Origin of the sequence: Bartonella taylorii (assembly GCF_023920105.1) — a bacterium.
Classification (GTDB): domain Bacteria; phylum Pseudomonadota; class Alphaproteobacteria; order Rhizobiales; family Rhizobiaceae; genus Bartonella; species Bartonella taylorii.
Genome location: NZ_CP083693.1, coordinates 493,997 through 517,256, shown reverse-complemented (window position 1 = coordinate 517,256; position 23,260 = coordinate 493,997). Strand labels below are relative to the sequence as shown.

At 36.0% G+C, this 23,260-nt stretch carries 15 protein-coding genes, 3 tRNA genes and 1 pseudogene; 11 read left to right on the top strand and 8 right to left on the bottom strand.

Translation table 11 applies throughout. The features are described 5' to 3' along the window. Positions 1 to 174 precede the first annotated feature (174 nt). A tRNA-Asn gene (locus LBE40_RS02090) sits at positions 175 to 249 on the top strand. Between the two features lie 783 nt (positions 250 to 1,032). Here the strand turns inward: LBE40_RS02090 and LBE40_RS02085 are convergent. The 3 genes from LBE40_RS02085 to ilvA form a co-directional block, all read right to left on the bottom strand. Next, positions 1,033 to 2,412, bottom strand: a complete 1,380-nt coding sequence (locus LBE40_RS02085; protein WP_040296912.1) for a DEAD/DEAH box helicase — start codon at positions 2,410 to 2,412, stop codon at positions 1,033 to 1,035. 299 nt (positions 2,413 to 2,711) lie between these two features. Next, positions 2,712 to 3,242, bottom strand: coding sequence for a hypothetical protein (locus tag LBE40_RS02080; RefSeq protein WP_004859261.1), 531 nt, complete (start codon positions 3,240 to 3,242; stop codon positions 2,712 to 2,714). Positions 3,243 to 3,278: 36 nt separating this feature from the next. After that, a complete protein-coding gene (gene ilvA, locus LBE40_RS02075; RefSeq protein WP_004859265.1) occupies positions 3,279 to 4,559 on the bottom strand; it encodes a threonine ammonia-lyase IlvA in 1,281 nt (426 codons plus the stop codon). Between the two features lie 147 nt (positions 4,560 to 4,706). Here ilvA and LBE40_RS02070 point away from each other — a divergent pair. Then, a tRNA-Leu gene (locus LBE40_RS02070) sits at positions 4,707 to 4,792 on the top strand. A gap of 343 nt (positions 4,793 to 5,135) precedes the next feature. Here the strand turns inward: LBE40_RS02070 and LBE40_RS02065 are convergent. The 3 genes from LBE40_RS02065 to LBE40_RS02055 form a co-directional block, all read right to left on the bottom strand. Then, positions 5,136 to 6,089: an outer membrane protein gene (locus LBE40_RS02065; protein ID WP_004859267.1), complete on the bottom strand. Its 954-nt coding sequence runs from the start codon at positions 6,087 to 6,089 to the stop codon at positions 5,136 to 5,138. Positions 6,090 to 6,808: 719 nt separating this feature from the next. Further along, a complete protein-coding gene (locus tag LBE40_RS02060; protein WP_004859270.1) occupies positions 6,809 to 7,081 on the bottom strand; it encodes a hypothetical protein in 273 nt (90 codons plus the stop codon). Further along, on the bottom strand, positions 7,075 to 9,450 hold the full coding sequence (locus LBE40_RS02055) for a mechanosensitive ion channel family protein (RefSeq protein ID WP_004859272.1): 2,376 nt from the start codon (positions 9,448 to 9,450) through the stop codon (positions 7,075 to 7,077). Before LBE40_RS02055 ends, LBE40_RS02060 begins: the two co-directional genes overlap by 7 nt. Before the next feature lie 179 nt (positions 9,451 to 9,629). Here LBE40_RS02055 and LBE40_RS02050 point away from each other — a divergent pair, with 179 nt between their 5' ends. From LBE40_RS02050 to LBE40_RS02035, 4 genes are all read left to right on the top strand, one after another. Beyond that, positions 9,630 to 10,004: a hypothetical protein gene (locus LBE40_RS02050; protein ID WP_004859274.1), complete on the top strand. Its 375-nt coding sequence runs from the start codon at positions 9,630 to 9,632 to the stop codon at positions 10,002 to 10,004. A gap of 72 nt (positions 10,005 to 10,076) precedes the next feature. Further along, positions 10,077 to 12,590 carry a protein translocase subunit SecD gene (gene secD, locus LBE40_RS02045; RefSeq protein WP_004859278.1) on the top strand — a complete coding sequence of 838 codons (2,514 nt, stop codon included), beginning with the start codon at positions 10,077 to 10,079 and terminating at the stop codon, positions 12,588 to 12,590. A 101-nt stretch (positions 12,591 to 12,691) separates the two neighbouring features. Then, entirely contained in the window at positions 12,692 to 14,446 is a 1,755-nt protein-coding gene (locus LBE40_RS02040; protein ID WP_004859281.1) for a cation:proton antiporter domain-containing protein, read from the top strand. A 15-nt stretch (positions 14,447 to 14,461) separates the two neighbouring features. Then, entirely contained in the window at positions 14,462 to 15,415 is a 954-nt protein-coding gene (locus LBE40_RS02035) for a lysylphosphatidylglycerol synthase transmembrane domain-containing protein (protein WP_004859286.1), read from the top strand. A 601-nt stretch (positions 15,416 to 16,016) separates the two neighbouring features. Here the strand turns inward: LBE40_RS02035 and LBE40_RS02030 are convergent. Continuing rightward, complete coding sequence (locus LBE40_RS02030; protein ID WP_004859292.1) at positions 16,017 to 17,570, bottom strand: TerC family protein; 1,554 nt, start codon at positions 17,568 to 17,570, stop codon at positions 16,017 to 16,019. Between the two features lie 477 nt (positions 17,571 to 18,047). On the opposite strand from LBE40_RS02030, the gene LBE40_RS02025 reads away from it, so the two are divergent. The 4 genes and pseudogenes from LBE40_RS02025 to LBE40_RS02010 all read left to right on the top strand — a co-directional run bounded on the left by LBE40_RS02025 (position 18,048) and on the right by LBE40_RS02010 (position 22,256). Next, a tRNA-Lys gene (locus LBE40_RS02025) sits at positions 18,048 to 18,123 on the top strand. Positions 18,124 to 19,091: 968 nt separating this feature from the next. After that, a complete protein-coding gene (locus LBE40_RS02020; protein WP_004859295.1) occupies positions 19,092 to 20,327 on the top strand; it encodes an MFS transporter in 1,236 nt (411 codons plus the stop codon). A 361-nt stretch (positions 20,328 to 20,688) separates the two neighbouring features. Beyond that, positions 20,689 to 21,819, top strand: a pseudogene (locus tag LBE40_RS02015) (tyrosine-type recombinase/integrase). Between the two features lie 236 nt (positions 21,820 to 22,055). Then, the gene (locus LBE40_RS02010) at positions 22,056 to 22,256 is read left to right on the top strand and encodes a helix-turn-helix transcriptional regulator (protein WP_004859304.1); all 201 of its coding nucleotides are present in this window, start codon (positions 22,056 to 22,058) and stop codon (positions 22,254 to 22,256) included. An 89-nt stretch (positions 22,257 to 22,345) separates the two neighbouring features. On the opposite strand, the gene LBE40_RS02005 is transcribed toward LBE40_RS02010, so the two are convergent. Then, complete coding sequence (locus LBE40_RS02005) at positions 22,346 to 22,762, bottom strand: hypothetical protein (protein WP_004859308.1); 417 nt, start codon at positions 22,760 to 22,762, stop codon at positions 22,346 to 22,348. 142 nt (positions 22,763 to 22,904) lie between these two features. Here LBE40_RS02005 and LBE40_RS08430 point away from each other — a divergent pair, with 142 nt between their 5' ends. After that, positions 22,905 to 23,222, top strand: coding sequence for a hypothetical protein (locus LBE40_RS08430; RefSeq protein WP_004859310.1), 318 nt, complete (start codon positions 22,905 to 22,907; stop codon positions 23,220 to 23,222). The last annotated feature ends 38 nt before the right edge of the window (positions 23,223 to 23,260 follow it).

Sequence of the window (23,260 nt, the reverse complement as noted above, 5' to 3'; positions counted from 1 at the left end):
ATAAAAATGTCAATAAGGGAAGGCAACGCATCCGTCAAGGTATAGAAAATCTTCTCTGCTCTTTTTTCCTCTTCTTCTGCGATTTATGACATTTTTTTTAAAAAAAGTAATTTTATCCTTTGCAAATCAGTATTGCTTTGCTATAGCCCTTGCAGTTGAATAATTTGGCACTGTTCCCCGGTAGCTCAGCGGTAGAGCAACCGGCTGTTAACCGGTTGGTCGCTGGTTCGAATCCGGCCCGGGGAGCCACTCTGTTTTTAATAGCGTTTTTTAAGATTAAAAAGTACAAGTAGATTCAAGAGAACAGAATTTAAAGTACGCTTTTGTAAAGTGCATTATTTTTTGATTTTTCTAGCTATTCTTTGAGTTCTAATAAGTTCTGTTATGAAAAATTATTCAACGAGCCTATGACATATCAACAATCTCATAACTAAACAAATCAATTGAAAGACAATAGTTAAAGTCTTATTATCAGATATTATTCACTTATTATCAAACATAATAAAAATTCCTATTACTCAAAAAATATGGGGGAAGAAGGCAAATCGCCCTGCATTCTGTTCTTCCAATTGCAATGAGTATCAAACGAAAGCGAAAATCTATCAATATCATCTCCAGATATGCCAAAATATTATTGCAATTAAGTTGGAAGGATACTGAAATAATTTTCTTCAACTATAACATATCCTATATTATAAGTCAGCATAAAAAAACAAAATAACATATCCCTATTACTAATTAATGTTTGTATTTATTCACATCTTTAAAAATGGAGTATACACCAATAGATATGAGAGAATAAATTTTTCAAAGTCGCCTCTACTGAGTAATACGAGTGATAATTTCTCTCCAAGAGATTTTTTGATTATACCAGACATGCAAAATGTTTTCATTTTAAAAAATAAGAGCCTTTAAAAAGCTCTCTTATTTTTGCAAGAGTGTTGTTTGTATTTCTCTTTTCTTCATTTAAACTGAGAAGAAATCGAAAAGAAGAAAATATTCTAAGCTCACGATTTCTTCTAAATATTTTACTCAAGCTGCCTTCTGCACTGACTTGCGAAAACGCAAAGATTTCACACGCTTTGCAGCCGCCTTTGCTTTTTTATGTCTTTCATTTGGAGATGGAGAATTTTTGCCCTGTAATTGTTCAGCTTTATCTTTACAATTCAAAAACCGCTTCTGACGTTTAGATTTTCTAAAACAAAGTTTACTGTTTTCGATTTTTTCATCTTCTGACACAATCAGCTTTTCTGGAAATGCAGCAAACTGTACTGGAACAGCTTCACGCACTAACCGCATAGAAATCAAGCGTTCTACAGCACGTAACCGCGCTCCTTCTATTCCTTCATCAAAAAGTGTGAGTGCTTCACCAGACGCACCATTACGTCCTGTGCGACCGATACGATGCACATAACTTTCAGCTTCATCTGGTAAATCGTAATTAATAACATGGCTTATTCCTAGTACATCAATACCGCGCGCTGCAATATCTGTCGCAACAAGAATCCGCACAGCCCGTTCACGAAAAGCTTTTAAGGCAGACTGGCGAGCACTTTGCGATTTATTTCCATGAATTGTCGCAACAGAATACCCTATCTTTGTTAAAGTACGCGTGACAGCATCAGCACCATGTTTAGTTCGAGTAAAAACAATGACCGAAGTGAGAGCTGGATTTGTCAAAAGTTTACCTAAAACATTCTTTTTTTCACTGGTAGGAACGCAATATAATTTCTGAGTGATTTCTGCAACAGTCGTCCCTTGAGGAGTAACCTCTATTTTTACTGGATCATTGAGCAAACACTTTGCAAGTACAGTAATTTCTTTCGGCATTGTCGCAGAAAAAAGCGCTGTCTGACGCTCTTGATGCAAAAGCTTTGCGATTTGCTGTACATCATTAATAAACCCCATATCTAACATACGATCTGCTTCATCCAAAACTAAGAAACGAGATTGAGAAAGATCAACGCATTTTTCACGAACAAGATCTCTTAACCGCCCTGGCGTTGCTATCAAAACATCCACACCAGCTCCTATGCGTTTAATTTGTTTTAAACGTGATACCCCACCAAAAATAAGACATGTTGAAAGATGCGTTCCTCTCGCAGCAACACGAATTGTTTCATCAATCTGAACAGCGAGTTCACGCGTAGGAACCAAAATCAAAGCCCGCGCAGTTTTAGGGCAGCGTTTATCGCCTAAAGCCAAAATCTGGCTTAGAATAGGTAAACTAAATGCCAAAGTTTTCCCAGAACCTGTCTGTGCAATACCTAATATATCATGCCCATTCAACATCACTGGAATAGCTTTTTCTTGAATAGGTGTAGGTTTACTCATACCAGCCATGAGCAAGTTTTTACTCAAAAGAGTAGATAAACCCAACTTTATGAAAATATTTTCTCTATTTATAGTCAAAATAAAATCTTTCCTCAGCTCAACGACTCTAAACAAGTAACAAGCTGAACTCTGTTACTCAAGAATCCGCGCAAAAAAGATCTTGATATTACAAACTTGTGAAGCAACGCCTGAAAGAGCGATTTGCGCACCCAATGAACACCCTGAAATCAAGGAGAAAGGTGCATAAATTTCATTCTACAAAAAGCCAATTAACCAGCTTAAACACCTTCATTTGTATTATCGTAGGATTATGACAAAAAAGCAAGTACTTTGCGAAAGTTATTTATCACAAACAAGAAACACAATGTTTTAATCACTTATTTCTTTATTATTGTCTCCTTCGGTAAGTTTACCCCATTAAAATCAGGATAAATTTCCAGAAAAACTGGATTTTGTAAAGTTTTCTGACCACCATAGATCAAATACCATTGCGTTTTATCAAAAATCGCCAAAGTTTTATATTGGATGATGCGATCTTTCATCTCAAGCGTAGTCGGAATCAAAGCATAAAAAGTACCTTTATCAGTTTGCAAATAGTCTATGTTTGTTTCATCTAAAAGATAAGCACCATCAGGCAAACTCTCAAATTGAACACGCACCTGTTGAAGAAAACTGTGACGTAAATTATCCTCTGTCGTCTTCAATCGGCGCGCCATTTCTTTATAAAGCCGATCAGGCATATAAGCAGAAATAGATGCAAAATTCCCATTTTTTACAGCACTATTAACATCAACAACTAATCTTGAAAGTTCAGCTTTTTGTATTATCGCTGGCTCAAATGCTAAAATCTGTTTAGCAACACTTAAAAACAAGAATAGACTCAGTAAAAAATAAAAAACAGATTTCATTCTTAATATTTCTCGTTTAGCAAAAATTTTAGTTTATCAGATAACAAAATCAAACAATGTTTGATCGTCAGTAATATCACGATAACGCCAACCTAAAGCTTGAAACTTTTTCTCTAAGAGACAAAAGTTATCGTATTTTTTTGTTTCAATTGCAATTAGCACAGAGCCAAAGTTTCTAGCCGATTTTTTAAAATATTCAAAGCGCACGATATCATCATCTGGAGAGAGTTGAGCAAGAAAATTACGCAACGCACCAGGATGTTGTGGAAAACTAAAAATAAAATACTTTCTCAAACCCTGAAAACGCAAAGAACGCTCTTTAATATCTGGCAAACGCTCAAAATCAAAATTACCACCTGAAATAACAAGAAGAATTTTTTTGCCTTTCAACTCTTGAGAAGAAATACTGTTAAGAGCATCGATTGATAAAGCACCCGCTGGTTCAAGGACTACACCTTCAACGTTGAGCATTTCAACCATTGTAGAACAAACACGATTTTCAGGAACTGTAATAACAGAATCGGGTGAAAATTGCTTTAGCATTGTGTAATTTAACGCACCAATTTCAGCCACAGCAGCACCATCTACAAATGTATCGATATTTTCAAGTTTGACACGTTTTCCACTCTTCAAACAAGCAAGCAAACTTGCAGCTCTTTGTGGTTCAACAAAACGAAGCTCGGTTTTCCAACCATATTCACGTAAAAATTTGCTCACACCACTAGCTAAACCACCACCACCTACAGGTACAATCATCAAATCTGGCTCACTCTCCCCATTAAGTTTTTTCCATTGCAAAACAGACTCACAAAGAATCGTCGCCTGCCCCGTAATAATGCGAATATCATCAAAAGGTGGTGCCATCACCCCCCCACTCTCCACAGCAAAAGACTGCGCAGCCGCATAACATTGGTCAAACGTCTCACCAACTAAACGGATATCAATAAACTCTTTACCAAAAACGCGTGTCTTATCAATTTTCTGTTGTGGAGTCGTCACAGGCATAAAAATCACGCCTTTACGCTTAAAATAACGACAAACAAAGGACACTCCTTGTGCATGATTCCCCGCTGATGCACAAACAAATGCAGCATCTTGAGAGATCTTATCAAGCATCTCTGAAACAAAATTAAAAGCACCGCGAATCTTATATGACCGTACTGGTGTTAAATCTTCACGTTTTAAATAAATTTCTGCATCATATTTTTGACTAAGAAAATCATTTCTTTGAAGTGGTGTTTCAGCAAACACATGATGCAAAGCCACCATAGCTTTATTTACGTCTCGAATAAATTTACTACTCATAACACCAATCATTTCATGCTTCGTTAATATTATACAGGCTCCTTCTAACTATAAAGACAACCATTGTCAGTCAGAAATTGAACCAAATACGAAAAGTTCTGCTCTTAATCATTAATTCTTGATTCAATAAAAGATATAGCTTATGAGAGAGCTCTTATCGCGGACGTGATGAAAACGGTAAACATAGCAGACTTAAAATCTGCCGGTCTAAGACCTTGCGGGTTCAAGTCCCGCCGTCCGCACCACAGTATGTGGATTTCCCCTTATTTTCAATAGGTTATTAGATCAAAAAAATTAAACACCTTCTAAACCACCTTTTGCAACTCCATTATAACATTACCAAAGAGCACTTAGCGGACTTGATTGCGAATCTAACTCCTTTTTGAACATGTATTTTAGTCGCGCCAATGACCTTGAAAGTTTTCATTCTAAAAAATGGAAATCTCACAGTTATTCTCACTTCATCACAAGCATTAAAAATTAAAGGCTTCCTTATCTCCACAAAAATAATATTCTATAGGATAGCAAATAAAAACAAAGGCCCCATCAAAGATAGGACCTCTGCAAATCAATTTAAGCTCACAAAAATTAAAATTTATAAGCTACACCAATACGCAAATCATTTGTCTTATACTTAAGTTCAATCTCATCTTTGAATTTCTTTTTACCAAAATCTGAATAACGGTATTCCGCACGTAAAATAACATTATCTGCCACTGCAAAGTCAACACCACCACCCAGAGTATAACCAATCATCATCTTTGTATCATCTGATGTAGCACTAAAGGGCTCTTTTCCAGTAACCGATGTCGACAGTATATCTTGAAATTGCCCATAAGCAATACCACCCGAGATATACGGCATAATACGATCAGCAGAAAAACCAACACGTATCCGTGTGGCACCAACCCATTTCTCTTTTAATTTGTGGCTAACAGTTACGCTGTCCTTTTCTGTCCCTCCTACATCTCTGTTTACCCCATTTCTTAATTTCTTACCCCTTTCTCGTTTGTTCTGTTCCGTAGTTCCCTCATCTGTGTCTGCTCCTCCATCTGTGTCTGTTCCACTCTCTGGAGATTCTGCTGACTTCTTTCCACTCTCTGGAGTCTTTCCACCTCCAGCCGCAGCAGAACCAGCATGATAGACTTTAGTTTTTGTATCTTTTCGACCAGAAAGAAGTATATCTGTGTCAATACCCAAGATAAAATTATTGCCAAGATCCATATTGGCACCTAAATAAAGACCACCTACAAAACCAGAAAGTTCAGGTAAATATTCCTTCTCAAGTGGTACCCACTTTTTATCTTTACTTTCCTTATCAGGAAAAAGAGGAATATCAACATCAGGAGCAGTTGCAGAAAGCTTACTTGAAAAACCACCAACTTGACCTCCGAAATAAAAACCTGTCCAAGAAAAAGGTGGAGAAACAATAACTGATGAAGCAACATGTTCTGGCTGTTCAGGAACAACCACATCTGCTGCCTGTACTATAGAAGCTGAAACGAAAGTAAAAACGAATGCTGTTATAAATTTTGTATTCATAAAATTATACCCCACTGCTATTATTCAAATATAATCAAAAATCACATTTTAAAAAACAAAGTGCTTAAAATTTTACGCTGCAAAATCACATATACTCTTCTATAATTACATCAAAATTTAAGATTAGTAAATAAATTTTAATATTTAATAAATATTAATACTTAGAAATATGAGGTTTTATCCAAAATAGCTGTGATATTTTCTTTTTAAAAATAAAACTATCATACTCTTCTCATTCAAACTGTCGCATCAAAGATCCAAAATTAGTTCATTCAATATTCTGTTTACCTGAAGCATCCCATATGAAATAATGTCGATGAATTTTAACATCATCGTTATTCATCAAATATTACCATAAATACATTAAAAAATAAATTATCTTATTGAATAATAAGAAAAAACGATGTCAAATACATTTATCGTATAACAATAAAATTATTCCATACGTGCAAAATATACAACGAAAGTCACAAAAGAAAATAAACAACTGATTTTATTTCAGTTGTTTATTTTTTAAAAATGTTTAAGGATTAGCACACTGAAAATACATATTTCAGATTCTGCACATAAAAAAATCTATCTATCTTACTTACCCAATGTGCAATCTCATACTAAAATCATAACTTCGCCCCTCTCTATAATCATAAAACTTTTTATGAATGCAAGATGACATCATTGTATTTCCAAATTTTACTGAATAACAAAAACCTTAAATCATTTTATTTGAAAATTGCTCTACCCTTACTGATTTCTATATTATCTTCTGCCATTACTACAAAACGGTCTTTATTAGGAAAAGTAATAAAACACCCCTTCATACAAATTTTAACTGTTTGATGAGCATTCAACGAGATATTTAAAGGTATACTCCCTTCAACAATAATGAGAGATTGTGCCTTTAAATCAGTATTCCTCACCGTTGCTGCAAAAGCTTTCATAATCAAAATATCCAACAGTGCGGCTACCATAAAAATATGAAAATATTTTAGCATTCTAAAATTCCTTCCTCAACAAAACGCTTATATAATACAAAGCGAAGAGTATTAGTCACCTTAGAGGGTGAAGTGATATTAGGCACATAGATAGCCAAATTAAATGAAAATTTCTTACTATCAAATGCAGTAAAACTCACTTGTGGTGCAGGATTTTTTAAAACCCCTTCTGTTGCAGAAGCAATTTCTAATAAAATTTCAACAACACGATCTGGAGCAAGATTGGAGGAAACAGTAACAGGAATGTCAATACGCCCCATTTTACTACGCCGAGTCCAATTACTAACATTATTATTGATAAGACTTGAATTAGGAATAATGATCGTCTTACGCTGAAACGTTTCAAGTTCTGTTGCACGCACACTAATACGTTTAACAATACCACCTACTGATCCAGATTCTACGTAATCTCCTAATTTAAATGGTCTCCCAACCAAAATAATCAGCCCAGAGACAAAATTTTGAACAATATTTTGCAAGCCAAAACCTATACCAAGCGAAAGCCCACCAGCAATAAGCGCAAAATTTTTAAGATCTAAACCTGCCATTGACAGCCCTATCAAAACTGACACGACAACACCGCAATAACTTATAACCGTTTTGATAGAATTACGCACACCAGGATCAAATTCACCATGTGCCAATACAGTGCCATCCAGCCAACCGACAAATTGACGAATGACGAAAAAACAAGAGAAAAAAACAACTATCCCCGTTACAATAGAAATCAAAGAAATAGACACATTTCCAATTTGGAAACCAGTAATCAACTGCCACAACACTGCTCTAAAGTCGGAATACGAAAATCCAAACTGCGCAACAATTGGCATTACACAAAATACGACAACAAAAAAATTGAGGAAAATACTAATAACAACCCCTAATTGATTCATCGTTTTTTCTTCTAAATGCAACCGTTGCATTAAAACATGGCCAACGCTCGTTTTCATAAATTGGCCTTTAGTCCCAAGTACTTGAGCGCTTTTCATCCCCAAATACATTAAAACTAAAAATGCCCCACCGATTATAATTTGCTGCATAATAAAACGTGCCAGACCGACATAGCCTAAAAAATCCATCACAATCAGCAATACTCCCAATAAAATGAGAGGAATACGTATATAAAGTGGCCAAAAGCGCGGCTCTCTCTCTTCACTTTGAAAATCCCCACGTCTAAACCGCAAAGGCACAAACGAAATAATAAACAGTAGTATCGCTACCAAAAAAACAGCAACGAAACTTTTAGCTATTGTCAGAGAAAGAGAGGCTGAAACTATTTGATAAATACTATCGAGAACAGCATCAAATGCCAAAATTACACCTAAAGAAGTAAGTAAAATCACCAATTGATGTGCTGCCGACGGTGCAATATTGAGAAGATGTATATGGGGCATATTCGATGATAAAAGAACAACGGCTAAACGATTTATCAAAAAGATTAATATAATTTGGCACCCTACCATATCAAATACTGTTGTGAGCTTCCCTGGATCCAAACTAAAACCACGGAACAAGAATAATACAAGATAAACGCAAACAACGCATATAAGCGAAGGTAAAAGAACTGAAACAAAAGCGATCAATAAGCGTTGTAAATAAGATACTTCCTCATTGCTCTTGGTAAAGTGGCAGCGCATATGTGCAAGAACTTTATGAGAAAAATAAGAAAGTCCCAAAGCAATTAAAAGCGGAATCAAAAAAGAAAGAAATAATTGTAATAATTTGAAATAAAATACGAAATTCCACCAAGAGCTCAACAGAAAAAGAAAATCAGATGAAGCCTCTTTGGTTTTCTCGGCGAGATGTTTAACCATCGAGAGCGAAAACTCAAGCCTATGTGTAAGTGTGCGTTTAAAAAGCTCTCGAGATTGAGAAATAGCAAGTTCGGCTATTCTATTTGTGGTCAAAAAGATTGCTTCAAATTGAAGCACTATATTATTAATCTTAGCTTTTTTCTCTATTAAATGAGAGCGTTCCTTACTTAAGATTTTCAAGTCTTTTAGGTCATCACGGAGCTCTGTTAATTGATCAAGAAGTGTATTAATATCATTAAGAGGAGTACGCAAAACAAAGGCTTCTTCTATAGCACGTTTAGCGATATCTCGTGCACGCAACCGCAGTTGTGACAAAGAACGCTCATCTTCTAATTTATTTTCAAAGTCTTTTTTTAAAGTTTCTGTATCACGTTCAAGATCCTTAATAATAAGCTGTTTTTGTTGAATAATTTCATCAACTAAGTGAGAAGTTATTGCTTGTTCAATGATTGCATTTTGCGATCCAAGCCCCCCCCATGCACAAGAGCTGAATACAACAATAATCCCCCAAATAAAGAAAAGTATACGTAATTTTTTTCTAAAAAATGAAGACATATCTACCTTAGATGTATAAAGAGGAATCTACCCCCCCCTCTTAGAATATGACATGAGGCAAATATTTTCAACTTTTGTAGAATAATCTTATAAAAGCTTTCCCTCTTCCTATAATACTGATAATAAGAGTGAGACTAATAGTAGTGGACTCAATAAGATTAAAAAGAAGGGATTTGAGCATGCTTTTTTTGCACCTCTATTGCAAAAAAGAAAATTTTCTCCCTTTTGCGACTTGGTTTCTTCTGTCCAGCTTTGGCATATTGTTGGTAAATAATCTAGGAACACGCACCTATTGGCTCAAACAGCCACAAGCAAGTAATGTAGTTAAAACAAATACGCTGGAACTACATAACAAGCATGCCCAATTAAGAGTTGCAACAACTGAGAAGAAAAAGTTTGGAATACTTCATACAGATCCTGTTCTGCCTATCAGTGCTTTTCAAAACATCTCTGCATTAAAGCGCTTTTTAATGAATGCTGTAATTATTTGCAAACAGCTTGGAAATCTTCAAACACAATTTTTTTTAAATAAACGCGCTCCCCCTCTTGGTTGAATTATGCAACTATCATCTTATCTCTGCCTTTAACTTTAATAACTATTAGATTGCCTATTAGCGGAATATATCATGCGTACACCCGGTTGGTTAACTACCCTTTATTGTTTTATCCTTTTAAGCAGCATTTACGTCGCTTTACCCAATTTGTTTTCGCAAGAACAGGTTACAAACTCACAATTCTTAACCAACACCCGTGTGACACTTGGGCTTGACCTTCAAGGAGGCTCTTCTCTCCTACTTGAAGTCGATAGCAAAACATTAAAACGCGATCAATTACACATAATTTTAGCAAATGTGCGTAACATACTCCGTGAAAAACAAATTCATACAACAAGTGTTCGTATCATCGAAGGGGGTGTTGTTGCACTTATTTCTGATCCATCACAAATTGAAAAAGCCCTCTCAGCTTTGAAGACATTGATAACCCCCATACACAGTAGCTTTGGCTCTACAGCCAATGACATCACCATCAGTGTTCAAAATGAAACTATCCGTATCATATTAACTGAAGCTGGTATGAAGGATCGTATTAGCAATGCTGTTGAACAAAGCTTAGAAATCATCCGTCGACGTATAGATCAAGTTGGTGTTAGTGAGCCAGCCATCCAAAAGGTAGGAACCGATCGTATTATGGTTCAACTGCCAGGCTTACAAGACCCAAAGCAGCTGCGTGATCTTTTAGGAACAACTGCTAAGATGTCCTTTCATCTTGTGCCCTCTAATGTGGATATAAATAAACCACCCGCAGGTGTTTCAATTCTTCCTGGATATACGGATGAGACACAACGCTACGCAATTTATAATCAAATCGCCTTAGACGGAAATGTACTGAAAGACGCCCGTGCAGGTTTTGATCCGCAAATGCCAGGACGTTCTATTATTTCATTTACCATGAATTCCGCTGGTGCAAAGATATTTGCAGATATAACACGACAAAATATTAACCGCCCTTTTGCAATCGTTCTTGATAACAAAGTTTTGACAGCTCCTACCATCAATAGCGTCATTCCCAATGGACAAGGTCAAATTACAGGAAATTTTGATCCCAAAGAAGCATCAACTCTGGCTGCGCTCCTCCGTGCTGGTTCCTTACCTGCACCATTAACGGTAATTGAAGAGAGAACTGTAGGCCCAAATCTTGGTGCTGACGCCATCCAAATGGGGCTTTATACCGGCATAATCGGCTTTATTCTTGTTACAGTTTTTATTTTCCTTCTCTACAGAATTTGGGGAATCATTGCGAATATAGCACTAGCACTCCACACTATTTTAACATTTGCTGCACTAAGTCTCCTCGGTGCGACACTCACACTACCAGGTATTGCTGGTATTATTTTAGGCATTGGTATCTCTGTTGATGCCAATATTCTCATCAATGAACGAATCCGGGAAGAAAGCCGAAAAGGTGTCAGCGCCTTTGCAGCCTTAGACCGTGGTTTCAAACACGCTTTCGCAACCATTATTGATGCAAATGTTACTGCAATTATTGCAACTATTTTACTTTTTTGGTTTGGTACCGGTCCTGTTCGCGGTTTTGCTGTAACAATGTTGCTTGGCATTATTATCTCCATGTTCACGAATATCACAATTGTGCGCATCATGATGATTTGGGTAATCCGTAAGTGGAAAATTAAAACTCTGCATCTTCACTCTATTTTCAATATCATTCCACAAAATACAAACTTCCGCTTTATGAAAGCGCGCTTCATTGGTATTGGTGTCTCAATTATTTTATCAATTGCTTCAGTCTTTCTGTTTTTTAAGCCTGGATTGAATTTCGGAATTGATTTCATTGGTGGCAGCCAAATGAGTATTACCACAAAAGCACCGGCAGATTTAGCAACCTTACGTTCTAAGCTTTCTACCCTGAACATTGGTGAAGTTACGTTGCAAAATATTGATAATGCAAACACTGTACTGGTTCGCATGCAGAAACAAAATGGCAGCGAAGCACAACAAAGCATCGTCATTGATAAGGTCAAAACAGCTGTACAAAATATCTATCCTGATGTCACATTCGATCAGATAGAGGTTGTTGGCCCCAAAATTTCAGGCGAGCTTGCCACCGCTGCTTTTACTGCTGTTATTCTAGCTGCAATTGCTATGTCTCTCTATATATGGTTGCGCTTTGAATGGTTCTTTGCAGTTGGAGCAATTGTAACGCTCATCTTAGACACCACCAAAATGATTGGTTTTTTTGCTTTATTTCAATTTGATTTCAATTTAACAGCCATCGCTGCTCTTTTAACAATTGTTGGTTATTCCATAAATGATAAAGTCGTTGTCTATGATCGAATGCGCGAAAATATGCGTCTTTATAAAAAAATGCCGTTGCGAGAACTCATTGATCTCTCAATTAACCAAGTTCTTATCCGCTGTCTCTTTACATCAGCTACCACGGTTCTCGCTATGTTACCTATGGCGATATGGGGCGGAAGCGCTGTCCATAATTTTGCATTGCCCATGGTCTTTGGAATTATAATTGCAACATCGTCCTCTATCTTTATTGCCGCTCCTATTTTACTCCTGTTAGGGGATTGGTGGCGTAGACGGAATAATCGTACAAATACCAAATTAAAATGAAAATGCCATGTCAATTCATATAACGACCACCCTCTTCTTCTCATAAAAAAGTTACAATCGTTTCAACACATTCATTTTTAATAAAAAGTCGTAAATATTCTATGCTCCATGATACACCACTGATTACAACTATTGTCGCAGGTTTATGTTTAGCATTTCTTTTAGGAATGATTGCTAGCCGTTTGCGTATCTCACCACTTGTAGGATACTTGTTAGCCGGTGTTATTGTCGGTCCCAATACAGGTGGCTTTAGAATAGATTCCGTTATTATCAACCAGCTCGCTGAAATTGGTGTCATTTTGCTGATGTTTGGTGTTGGGCTTCATTTTTCATTAAAAGACCTTTTATCTGTAAGAGCTATCGCTATCCCTGCGGCCATTGCACAGATGGCATTTTCTACTTTTCTAGGCTTGTGCCTTGGTTTAATCATGGGATGGGGCTTCAGCGGTAGTTTGGTCTTTGGTTTAGCTTTATCAATAGCAAGTACCGTTATCCTGCTGCGTGCTTTGCAAGAACGCCATCTTATTGAAACAGAAAAAGGACGCATTGCTGTTGGATGGTTGATTATTGAAGATTTAGCGATGGTTCTTATCCTTGTCCTTATACCATCATTAGCAAACGTCCTTAGCAATACAAAAAAAGAAGCGTTTGATCCTCTTGTTCAATGGCTAGACTTAAGTATTTGGGGAATTTTTGGTCTTACTATCCTGAAAGTTATTGTATTTATTGCACTTATGCTAATTATTGGGCGACGTGTTATCCCGTGGTTACTAAAAATGAGTGCACAATCTGGATCACGTGAATTATTTCGTCTAAGTGTCTTTGCTATTGCATTAGGAGTAGCTTTCGGAGCAGCTCATTTATTTGGTGTTTCTCTCTCTCTTGGTGCCTTTTTTGCTGGCATGGTTATGAGTGAATCAGAGTTAAGCCATCGTGCAGCAGAAGAATCTTTACCACTACGAGATGCGTTTTCTGTTCTCTTTTTTGTTTCTGTGGGCATGTTATTTGACCCAGGGAAGCTATTGACTCATTTTTTCCCCCTCTTAGCAACGTTATTCATTATTATACTAGGAAAATCAGCTGTTGCCTTTTTCATCGTTAAAGCTTTTCGCTATTCTAATGCAACAGCTTTGACCATTTCTGCAAGTCTTGCCCAAATCGGAGAATTTTCTTTTATTCTTGCAGGCTTAAGTCTGAGCTTAGGGCTTTTAAACAACGATGCCCACGATTTAATTCTTGGAGGAGCAATTCTTTCTATTTTGCTTAATCCACTTGTTTTCATGGCTTGCAACAAAATTAAAAAACGTCTAGAGAACTCTCCTACAAATTTACAAAATACACAAACAATCATTGATATTGATCCGCAAAATCCTGACAATGAATTTTTACCAATAACCTTAAAAACCAACCATATCGTAATCATTGGCTACGGTCATATTGGTAAATGTGTTGCATTATCTTTAGTAAACAGAGGTGAACCTGTGGTGATAGTGGAAGAATCAAAACGCCTCGCTGACCAAGCGATTACGGATGGCTTCGAGGTGATTTGTGGCAATATCATTCAACCAGAAATAATGAACGCAACAAATATGAGCAATGCACACAAAGTTGTTATTACAATGCGAAGTACCATTGAAGTAGGAGAATGTATAGTGAATATACGTGGTATGAAGAAGGATATCCAGATAATCACGCATGCACTATCCGATGTAGAAACAACTTATCTCGTTGATTTAGGTGCAGATGTTGTAGTAACTGATGGTGAAGAAATTGCCAATGGTGTTATAGAACATTTAACAGGGAAGAGATCTGTAAAAAATATGCAAAATCATGAATTGAATTTACAGAAAATATAAAATGGGTATAGAAGCGTGAAAATAAAGCAATTTATATGGCCATTTATTGGTATCTTAGCAATGCTGGTATCTATCCGCATTCTTTATATAAAGCTCTCTGCCATTTCTTTTAATGATGTATTGGAACGCTTGAGCAATTTAAATGCACAACAATGGCTGTTAGCCTGTTCGTGTTCTCTCTTGGCTTATGCGGCTCTTGCTGGATATGACCGAATTGCCTTGCAGCATCTTGGTCATAAGATTTCTTGGATTTTTATCGCGATATGTTCGTTTACTACTTATGCCCTTTCACATAATATTGGTGCTTCCGTTTTTTCTGGTGCGGTCGTGCGCTATCGCGCCTATAAAATGAAAGGATTAAATGGAACAGAAATCGCGATATTGGTGGGTTTTTGCTCTTTTACCTTTGTGATAGGCACAATCTTACTCTTTGGGATCGTTTTGATTTTGCAACCCGAAATTATCACTCTCATTCATGATGAGCTTCCTGAATGGCTTGGAACAACAATTGGCGCAATCCTTCTTGGTTGTATAGCACTCTATGCTTTTGGCAGCTGGCTTCAATTAAAACCCTTACACTTGGGCAAAAAAATTCAACTTTCCTATCCACGATTAAAAATTGTCATTCAACAGCTCCTTATTAGCCCTTTAGAACTTTTAGCAGCAGCAGGAATTATATACGCGGTTCTTCCACACAACACAGATGTTAATTTTATTTCTGTGCTCGGTGTTTTCCTAACATCTTTTACGATAACTCTTCTCTCCAATGCTCCAGCAGGGGGGATTGGTGTTCTTGAAGCATTATTCATAACAGGTATGCCCAATATAAATCCAACTGATGTTATCGCAGCACTTATTGTATTTAGAATGCTTTATTTGATTATACCGCTTATCATTTCGTTATTTGTTGTAGCAATTTTTGAAGCGCAACAATACTGGAAGCAAGTTCCCAAAACACCACCTGAATAAATAAAAAAAGATCAAAGCCTTTCTCTTTTTTGTACATGTGTAAATAGAAATAACCGCGTTAAACTAGGCTTCTTATGTAAGTTAACGCAATCATTATTCTTCACTTATCTTTTTTATACTAAGTATTAAAGCGCCCTTTTTCTGTACTAGTTCCACTGTATCAAGATACATAAACTTGCAATTTCCCTTTAAAAAGACCTACCTCACCAGTCTACCGAATATCTTTTATAGAAAAATAGTAGATTCTATAACCTTCAATCGATTTTCAACATTGAATATTAGGATTGTCATTTTTTAGTGCAATACACTCTATAATACTTTCCATAAAAGGAGTTCTTTTTTAAGTTTAATGACCATTTCACAAATAGCTCTGCGTCATTTTCTCACTTCTTCCTCTAGTAGATTATCAATAAAAACCCTTCTTTAGCATAAAAATTCATTGATAATTTAACTTTTGCATAGTCCATCCTTTACTCTTAAAACCCCGCTAGAAAACAATGACATCATAATCGAACCACCAATCTCCATATCCTTTCCGCTCTCTACAATAAAAAGATATTTTCCTATTACCTTGCCTATTAAAATAATAAGCTTTTTCCGACTACACGAGAGGAGAGATAAGGACTTTAGATACATTTCGACGATCCATTTCGATAACTTTAAAGCATAGACCGTCAGTTTCAAAGCTTTCCCCCTCATTCGGCAAATGACCAAACTGCCAAAGCATAAATCCTGCCAGAGTAGTATAACGATCTGCCTCATCAACAAGATTACGCCCAAGATAACCACTTAAACGACGAATATCAGCGTATCCTTCAACAAGAAGACTTCCATTTTCAAGTTGTTCTGCTATCATGGGCTCTTCATCATCATCAGGAAAATCACCTGCAATAGCCTCAAGAATATCGGTTGGTGTTGCAATCCCTTCAAAAGAGCCATGCTCATCAACAATAATTGCAAGCTGAATCGAAGAATGGCGTAATTGCTCCATCAATCGTAAAACGCTTGTATTTTCATGAACAACAAGTGGTTCTCGCATAGCTTTTTTCCAATTAATCTTTTTTCCCTCAGCCAAATTCAAAAGAAGATCTTTTGTCAAAGCAACACCAACAAATTCATCCACTTTATCACGTGCAAGAATTAAGCGACTATGTTTAACCTGTTGTAGTTCTTCACGCATTTCATTCTCATCGCCATTTAAATCCAACCACTCAATTTCATTGCGCGGCGACATGATAGAGCGAACAGGACGATCAGCCAAATCAAGAACGCCACGAATCATCTCTTTTTCTTCCGGTCGAAATAACTCAGAAGCTGCAGCTTGTTCAGCAATGACATCTACAGTCTCACCAAGATTACCCTCTTTGTTTCCCCCTCCCAAAAGCCTCAAAACAGCATCAGCTGTTCGACCACGTAGATCATTTGTTGTAATCATCTTTTCACGATTACGACGTCCAATTTGATTAAAAGCTTCAATAAGAACAGAAAAACCGATAGCAGCATATAAATACCCTTTTGGAATATGAAAGCCAAATCCTTCAACAATGAGAGTAAATCCAATCATCATCAAAAAGCCAAGACAAAGAATTACAATAGTAGAATGACGATTAATAAAACGCATAAGAGCGCCAGATCCACACATCATCACACCCATAGCAGCAATAACTGCAATATACATAACCACTGCCTGCTCTTTTATAATCATACCTGTGGCAGTAATAATACTATCTAAGGAAAAAACGGCATCCAGAACCACGATTTGAACAATTACTTGCCAAAAAACAGCATAAGCAACCCTTGTTTTTCTTTCATGCGGTACCCCTTCCAACCTCTCATGTAATTCTAGCGTTCCCTTTGCCAGCAAAAAAGCCCCACCGCCAATTAAAATAATGCTATGCCAACTAAATACAAAAGACGAGAATGAAAGAATTATCGTATCGAGATTCATCACCCATCCAATAACCGTAAGAAGAAAAAGTCGCATAACTAGTGCTAAAGTAAGGCCTATCATGCGCGCACGATCACGCAAATGTAGCGGCAATTTTTCGGCTAAAATTGCAATAAAGACAAGGTTATCTATGCCTAAAACAATTTCGAGAAAAACCAATGTGACCAAACCAAACCACGCATGGGGATCAGTGATCCATTCCATCATAGTTCACCCTTCAAAAATCTCTTTAAAAGCTTAAAAGCGCGCAATTGACAAAACAAATTCATGAGCTTTCATTCGCACAATTGTTCAAGTACATTGAACGCAAAAAGATTTCGCTCAAAGCAAACAACGGCAAAATATCCCTTAAATGCATACAATTACTGATAAAATTTATAAAACAGAACGAAGGCCTAAACTGCTTATAACCACAAGAAGGCTCCTCTGAATTTTGTTCGGGCATTACGCTCGACGATCCTCCAACTATAGTCCCGTATAACAATCAGAACATTTATTCATAGATTCTTCTATAATGGGTTTATTTTTATATAAGATCAAGAGGGGTATCATATTTAATCGTACAGCCAATTAGCCAATTAAGCTATAGACTTTACCATTTTCATATAAAGAACAATAAAATATCTAGACATCTTTCCTTAGGAGCATTATAGATCCGCTCATTCTTATCTTTTGAGATAACGTGGGTGATTAGCTCAGTCGGTAGAGCAGCTGACTCTTAATCAGCGGGTCGTGGGTTCGATCCCCTCATCACCCACCATTCAATTTTATACCATAAACAACTTATTGATATTATATATCTTTTTTAAGGTTCTGGATGCCTAAATAAAAGTAAGGGAATAGGATTTTTTAACATTCCTCTACAAAGCGCGTCTCTTTTCTCCAAGTTTTTCTAAATCCTGTTGTGAAAAACTATGCAAATTTCTAATAAACATGCCACAAATTTCATGGTTAAGTGAATCAAGCGGATGCGCAAAAGAAATACTATTTACCGAAATTTCATCTGATCATTTATGATGAAGCCTATAGAACGACTGGGGCTGTGTTGCAAACAGCCAAGAGTGAATCTGAGTTTATCAAGGTTTATGATAATGGCTTGTGCATAAATATCTTTGTCATTCTAAAATAAATATTTCTACTGCAATCAAAATTAAAATCTGACTTATTTTGATAATTTCCTACTTCAGCAAGAAATTTAAAGCACATCTCCTTATAGGCAATGAGTACCTACACATTGCTATCTTCAGGAAAAAATAACATGATCAATATTTACTTAAAAAGCATCTTCTACCTGTCATCAAGAATAGTGAGTGTTACAGCATTCTTGACAAAAGTAAGTACGGTTCCCTATTTATTCGTGTTGACTTTATCAATTCTTATCAAAAAATATTTATAAAAGAATAAATATAATATTACATTATATAAATATTAATAACAATATCACACTAGTGTGAAATAAAGTGAGATATTTATTGTACTAATATGGTATATTTTAATATAATAGTTTTTACATTATTTATTTTTTTAAAAAGAAACTAATAAAAAAATTATTATATTGCTTTATATTGGTCTAAATGATTGTATCATGATGATTATTTATTTAAAAGTTTTCTATTAACTTATTAAGTGTTTTATTAAAATATACAATTCTTTCGAAGTTCATATAACAAATTGTATTAAATGGAGTGTAACTTTAACTGTAGAAAATTTTAATATCGGATGGTTGATATGAATTTATTTTTTAAAAAGAGTCCATTAACTCTTTTTTGCTCTCTCTTTATTTCTAAAGTTGGTGATTATGCTTATGAAGTTATTTTTGTTTTACTTGTCTTAGAATTAACAGATAACTACTTTTTTACAGGTCTTGTGTATTTTTTTCGATTTATCCCTTTTCTCTTTTTTGGCCCGATAGGAGGTTGGTTAGCTGATAATTTTTCTTTGAAGAAAAATATGATCTTAAGTGAATTTGTTAGATTATTAGCCTCATTATTAGTTTTTATAACCTATATAACAGATACCGCACATATTATTGTTCTTATTTTTGCAGCAATATGTACAACGATAGGAAGAAGTATTTTTCAACCAAGTTTTCAAGCTGCTATTCCGAGAATGTTTTCAATAAATGAGCTTACAAAGGCAAATAGCATTTCACAAATTATAGACGAAACTGCATCCATAATTGGCCCTTTAGTTTGTTCGGTACTGCTTTTTTTAGCAAATAAATCGACAGTACTCATTTTTGATTTTTTTACCTATTTTATATCTATTATAGTGTTATTTAATCTAATGAATTTAAATTCAAGTAAGAATAAACTATTCAATTTTATAAAAATTTATCGAGAAATAGCTTCCTATCTTAAATATATTTCTACAGAAAATAATAATTTATTTATTACGCTCGTTGGCTCATCGTTTGCTATTCTATTTACTGGTGCAACTTTAAGATTTTTAATTCCAGCTTTTGTGCTTTCTGTGGGTGGAGAGGAAAGCTTTGTTAGTTATATTTTTTCTCTCATTGCTGTTGGAACTATTGTAGGTGGTTTATTATATAGCAAAATTATATTAAATGTTACATCATTAAAGCTAATGGTATTTTGGCTTCTGTATGGGGTTATTATGTTTGTTATGCCCTTAGTAGCAGGACTTTATTTAAAACTAATTTTAGGGCTAGCCTTTGTTTTAGGATTTATTGGTGCATTTGTGGATATTAGTTTAGTCTCAGCTATTCAATTATATTCTCGTCGTGATGATTTTGGTAAGAGTTTTGGAACTTTTTCAACTTTAGCGAACTCTGCGGAAGCAATGTCTGGCTTTATTGCTGGACTTTTTGCACTCGTGGGATTAGTGAGCTCTTTTTTAGCTATGTCTGCATTAATTATTTTCACTGGAATTATTGGAGTTATAAAAATTAAGAAAAATAAAGATATAACACCCCTTAACACTACAGTAGATGACGATCATTGATGTATTTGATATCTACATGCTGTTTTTTTTCTAAGACAGTTAGTTCATTATATTCGAAACAAAAGTATTTATATTCCTAAGTGCTTTTTGATGATTTTACGTAGAGTGGTGTTCATTTGCTAAATTTTACAACAGTTGCTTTGTCTTCAAAAGTAACGAAGTAATGGGATTTTTTATCTGTATCAGGCAAAATATTTATTTATAAAGATAAATCGTTGTTTTGTAACTTGAACGAGACTCCCTAATATCGTAAAATTCTCTCATTTTAAACCTGTTTATATTGAATCAATCAAAATCATTTGCTTGCACATTATAAGCGGGATAAGTGTGTGGGTAAAAACACTAGAATAAAAGAGTAAAAATGGCTCTTATGAACCGTCTTAATGCAAGGGCTGTCGCAACATTGGGGGCTGGAAAATATAATGATGGGTGCAGGCTTGCTTCTTCATAAGCGTAAAGATGGAGGTGCTCAATGGATTTTACGCTATACCCTTCATGGGCGCCGCTATGAAATGGGCTTGGGTACCTTGAGAGACGTCTCTTTAAAACAAGCCTGTGAATGTGCAACTGGGTGGCGCTCTGTTTTACGTGAGGGGCGTGACCCCATTAAAGAACGCAATAAACAAAAGCGTGAGGCAATGCGTAATCTCCATTACTTAAAAGATATTGCTTTAGATGCTTTTGAAAGCCGTAAAGCTGAATTAAAAGGTGACAGCAAAGATGGGAACTGGTTTGCACCTTTACGCCTACATATTCTCCCTAAATTAGGCTGTCTGCCGGTTTCAGAGATTACTCAAACAGAGATACGCAATACTCTTGCCCCTATTTGGCATACAAAAGCTAGAACAGCAGAGAAAGCATTGATGCGTCTTAATCTTTGTCTTAAACATGCTGCTGCCTTAGGATTGGATGTTGATTTACAGGCAACAGAAAAAGCACAAGCTTTATTAGGCAAACAACGCCATAAGATCACGAATAGACCAGCTATGGATTGGAGAGATGTCCCTGCCTTTTATCAGGCGCTTTGTAAAACAACAACCATAACATATCTGGCATTACGTTTGCTTATTTTGACAGGCGTTTGCACACGTCCTTTGCGTCATATCAGGTTGAGGGGGATCTATGAACAATCCTTGCTGAAAATATGAAAGGAAGGCGTGATGCTACAACAGAATTTCGCGTGCCCTTATCAACAGAAGCATTAGAAATTTTGAAACAAGCGCGCTTGCTTTTTCGTAATGGTTTCTTTTTTTCTGCAACTGGTCGTGATCCTCTTGGTGAGAAATGTATGTTAAAATATATGCAACAGACTGGACTAAAAGCATGCCCCCATGGGTTTCGGTCTAGTTTACGCGATTGGCTTGCTGAAACAACCGATGCCCCCTATGAGGTCGCTGAAACTATTCTGGGGCATGTGGTAGGAGGGCAAGTAGAACGTGCCTATCGTCGTACTGACTATCTAGAACAGCGTCGTGTCTATATGGATAAATGAGCAGCTTATGTCACCGGTCAATCTTAACAGATGGGGTGCATAACCCCATGATTTGTGGATAACTTTAGCTTTCTTTTCTCTCATATCATCTCAATAAGAGTCATAAATTATCACATCAGAAAAACTATAATAAAACACTGTTTTTTATAGATTAAATACCTTTCAAATGATTCAAAAATATGGTTAATAAATACTTATGATTTGTTTCTGTTTTTTGAGACTGAAAGGATTTTAGTATGACAGAAAATGATATTCTTTTAACAGACCGTGAAAGTGCAAAACTGCTTCATATGAGTGTTTCGACATTTCGCCGTCATGTGACTAATGGATCTCTCCCAAAACCTTTAAAATTTGGTTTTTTATCGCGTTGGTTACAATCAGATCTTATCAATGTCATCGAGCAAGCAAAACAGCAACGATATACAATAAAATGTTAACTAGATAAATGCTCAACGCATTCCCTATTGTCATATTGCTTCAGACATTGTTGAGATGGGGAATTGTTTCTCATCACAAGTAGCAAGACTTAAGGCTGGCATTCCGGTTGATCTTTATTCTCTTTACAATAAGGACTATTTAAGCGTATCTCAACACTTCGCTGAGGAATAACAGCGCCTGGACGACAAATGGAAAGATTATAAACTTTATACTTCTCACGCTCACACCACCTCGGCTCTTCAAATTTATTACGAAATCCCGCTTGGAGCATGCAAGCATCAACGGATGCATGCGCATTGAGTTTTTCACGAATGCTCAGACCTTTTTCTGAAGAAAGATCAGAAAAAGTCTGCGTTCCGCATTCTAACAAAGCTTTTTTTATCTCAAGCTTATCTGCACCAGACTTTTCCCATGTATCTACAACCGTTAGGGGAGTTTGATCTGAGTAACATCCAGATATAGCGGAAAACGCTATTCCACTCAATAATTTTAAGATTTTCTTCATTTCATTCTCTATAATGACTTTTCATACTATAAAACAATCCATATATTTTTGTATCCTAGTTTCTAACTTCAAGAACAATTATGAATATTGTCGGCGTTCCTATAGAAAAAACCTCCTGTGACGCAACATCATAGGGTAGAAAATGTACAAATATATGAATGCTCAGAGCATAACCAATGCATTGCATGGTGTTTGGTATGAGCATTATGGACTTCCCCATTGTCCTACCCATAATGATAGGCTGCCTAGTTTATCCCCTGCCAATAGAAATGATGAGCGTCTCTTAGTATATTGTTATGCTGGCTGTTCTTTTAGAAAGATCATACAAACTCTCATCAGAATTGGTTACCTTGGTAAACAAGCTTATTCTCACATGTTCTCTTTTTCAAAACAGTTTTGTTCTGAAGATAAAAAGCAAAACAGATTTGTCACCAACAAAAGCTATGTTGGGCTCTGTTAGACGGCGATGTGCATTTAAGCCAAGCCAATCAACCGTAT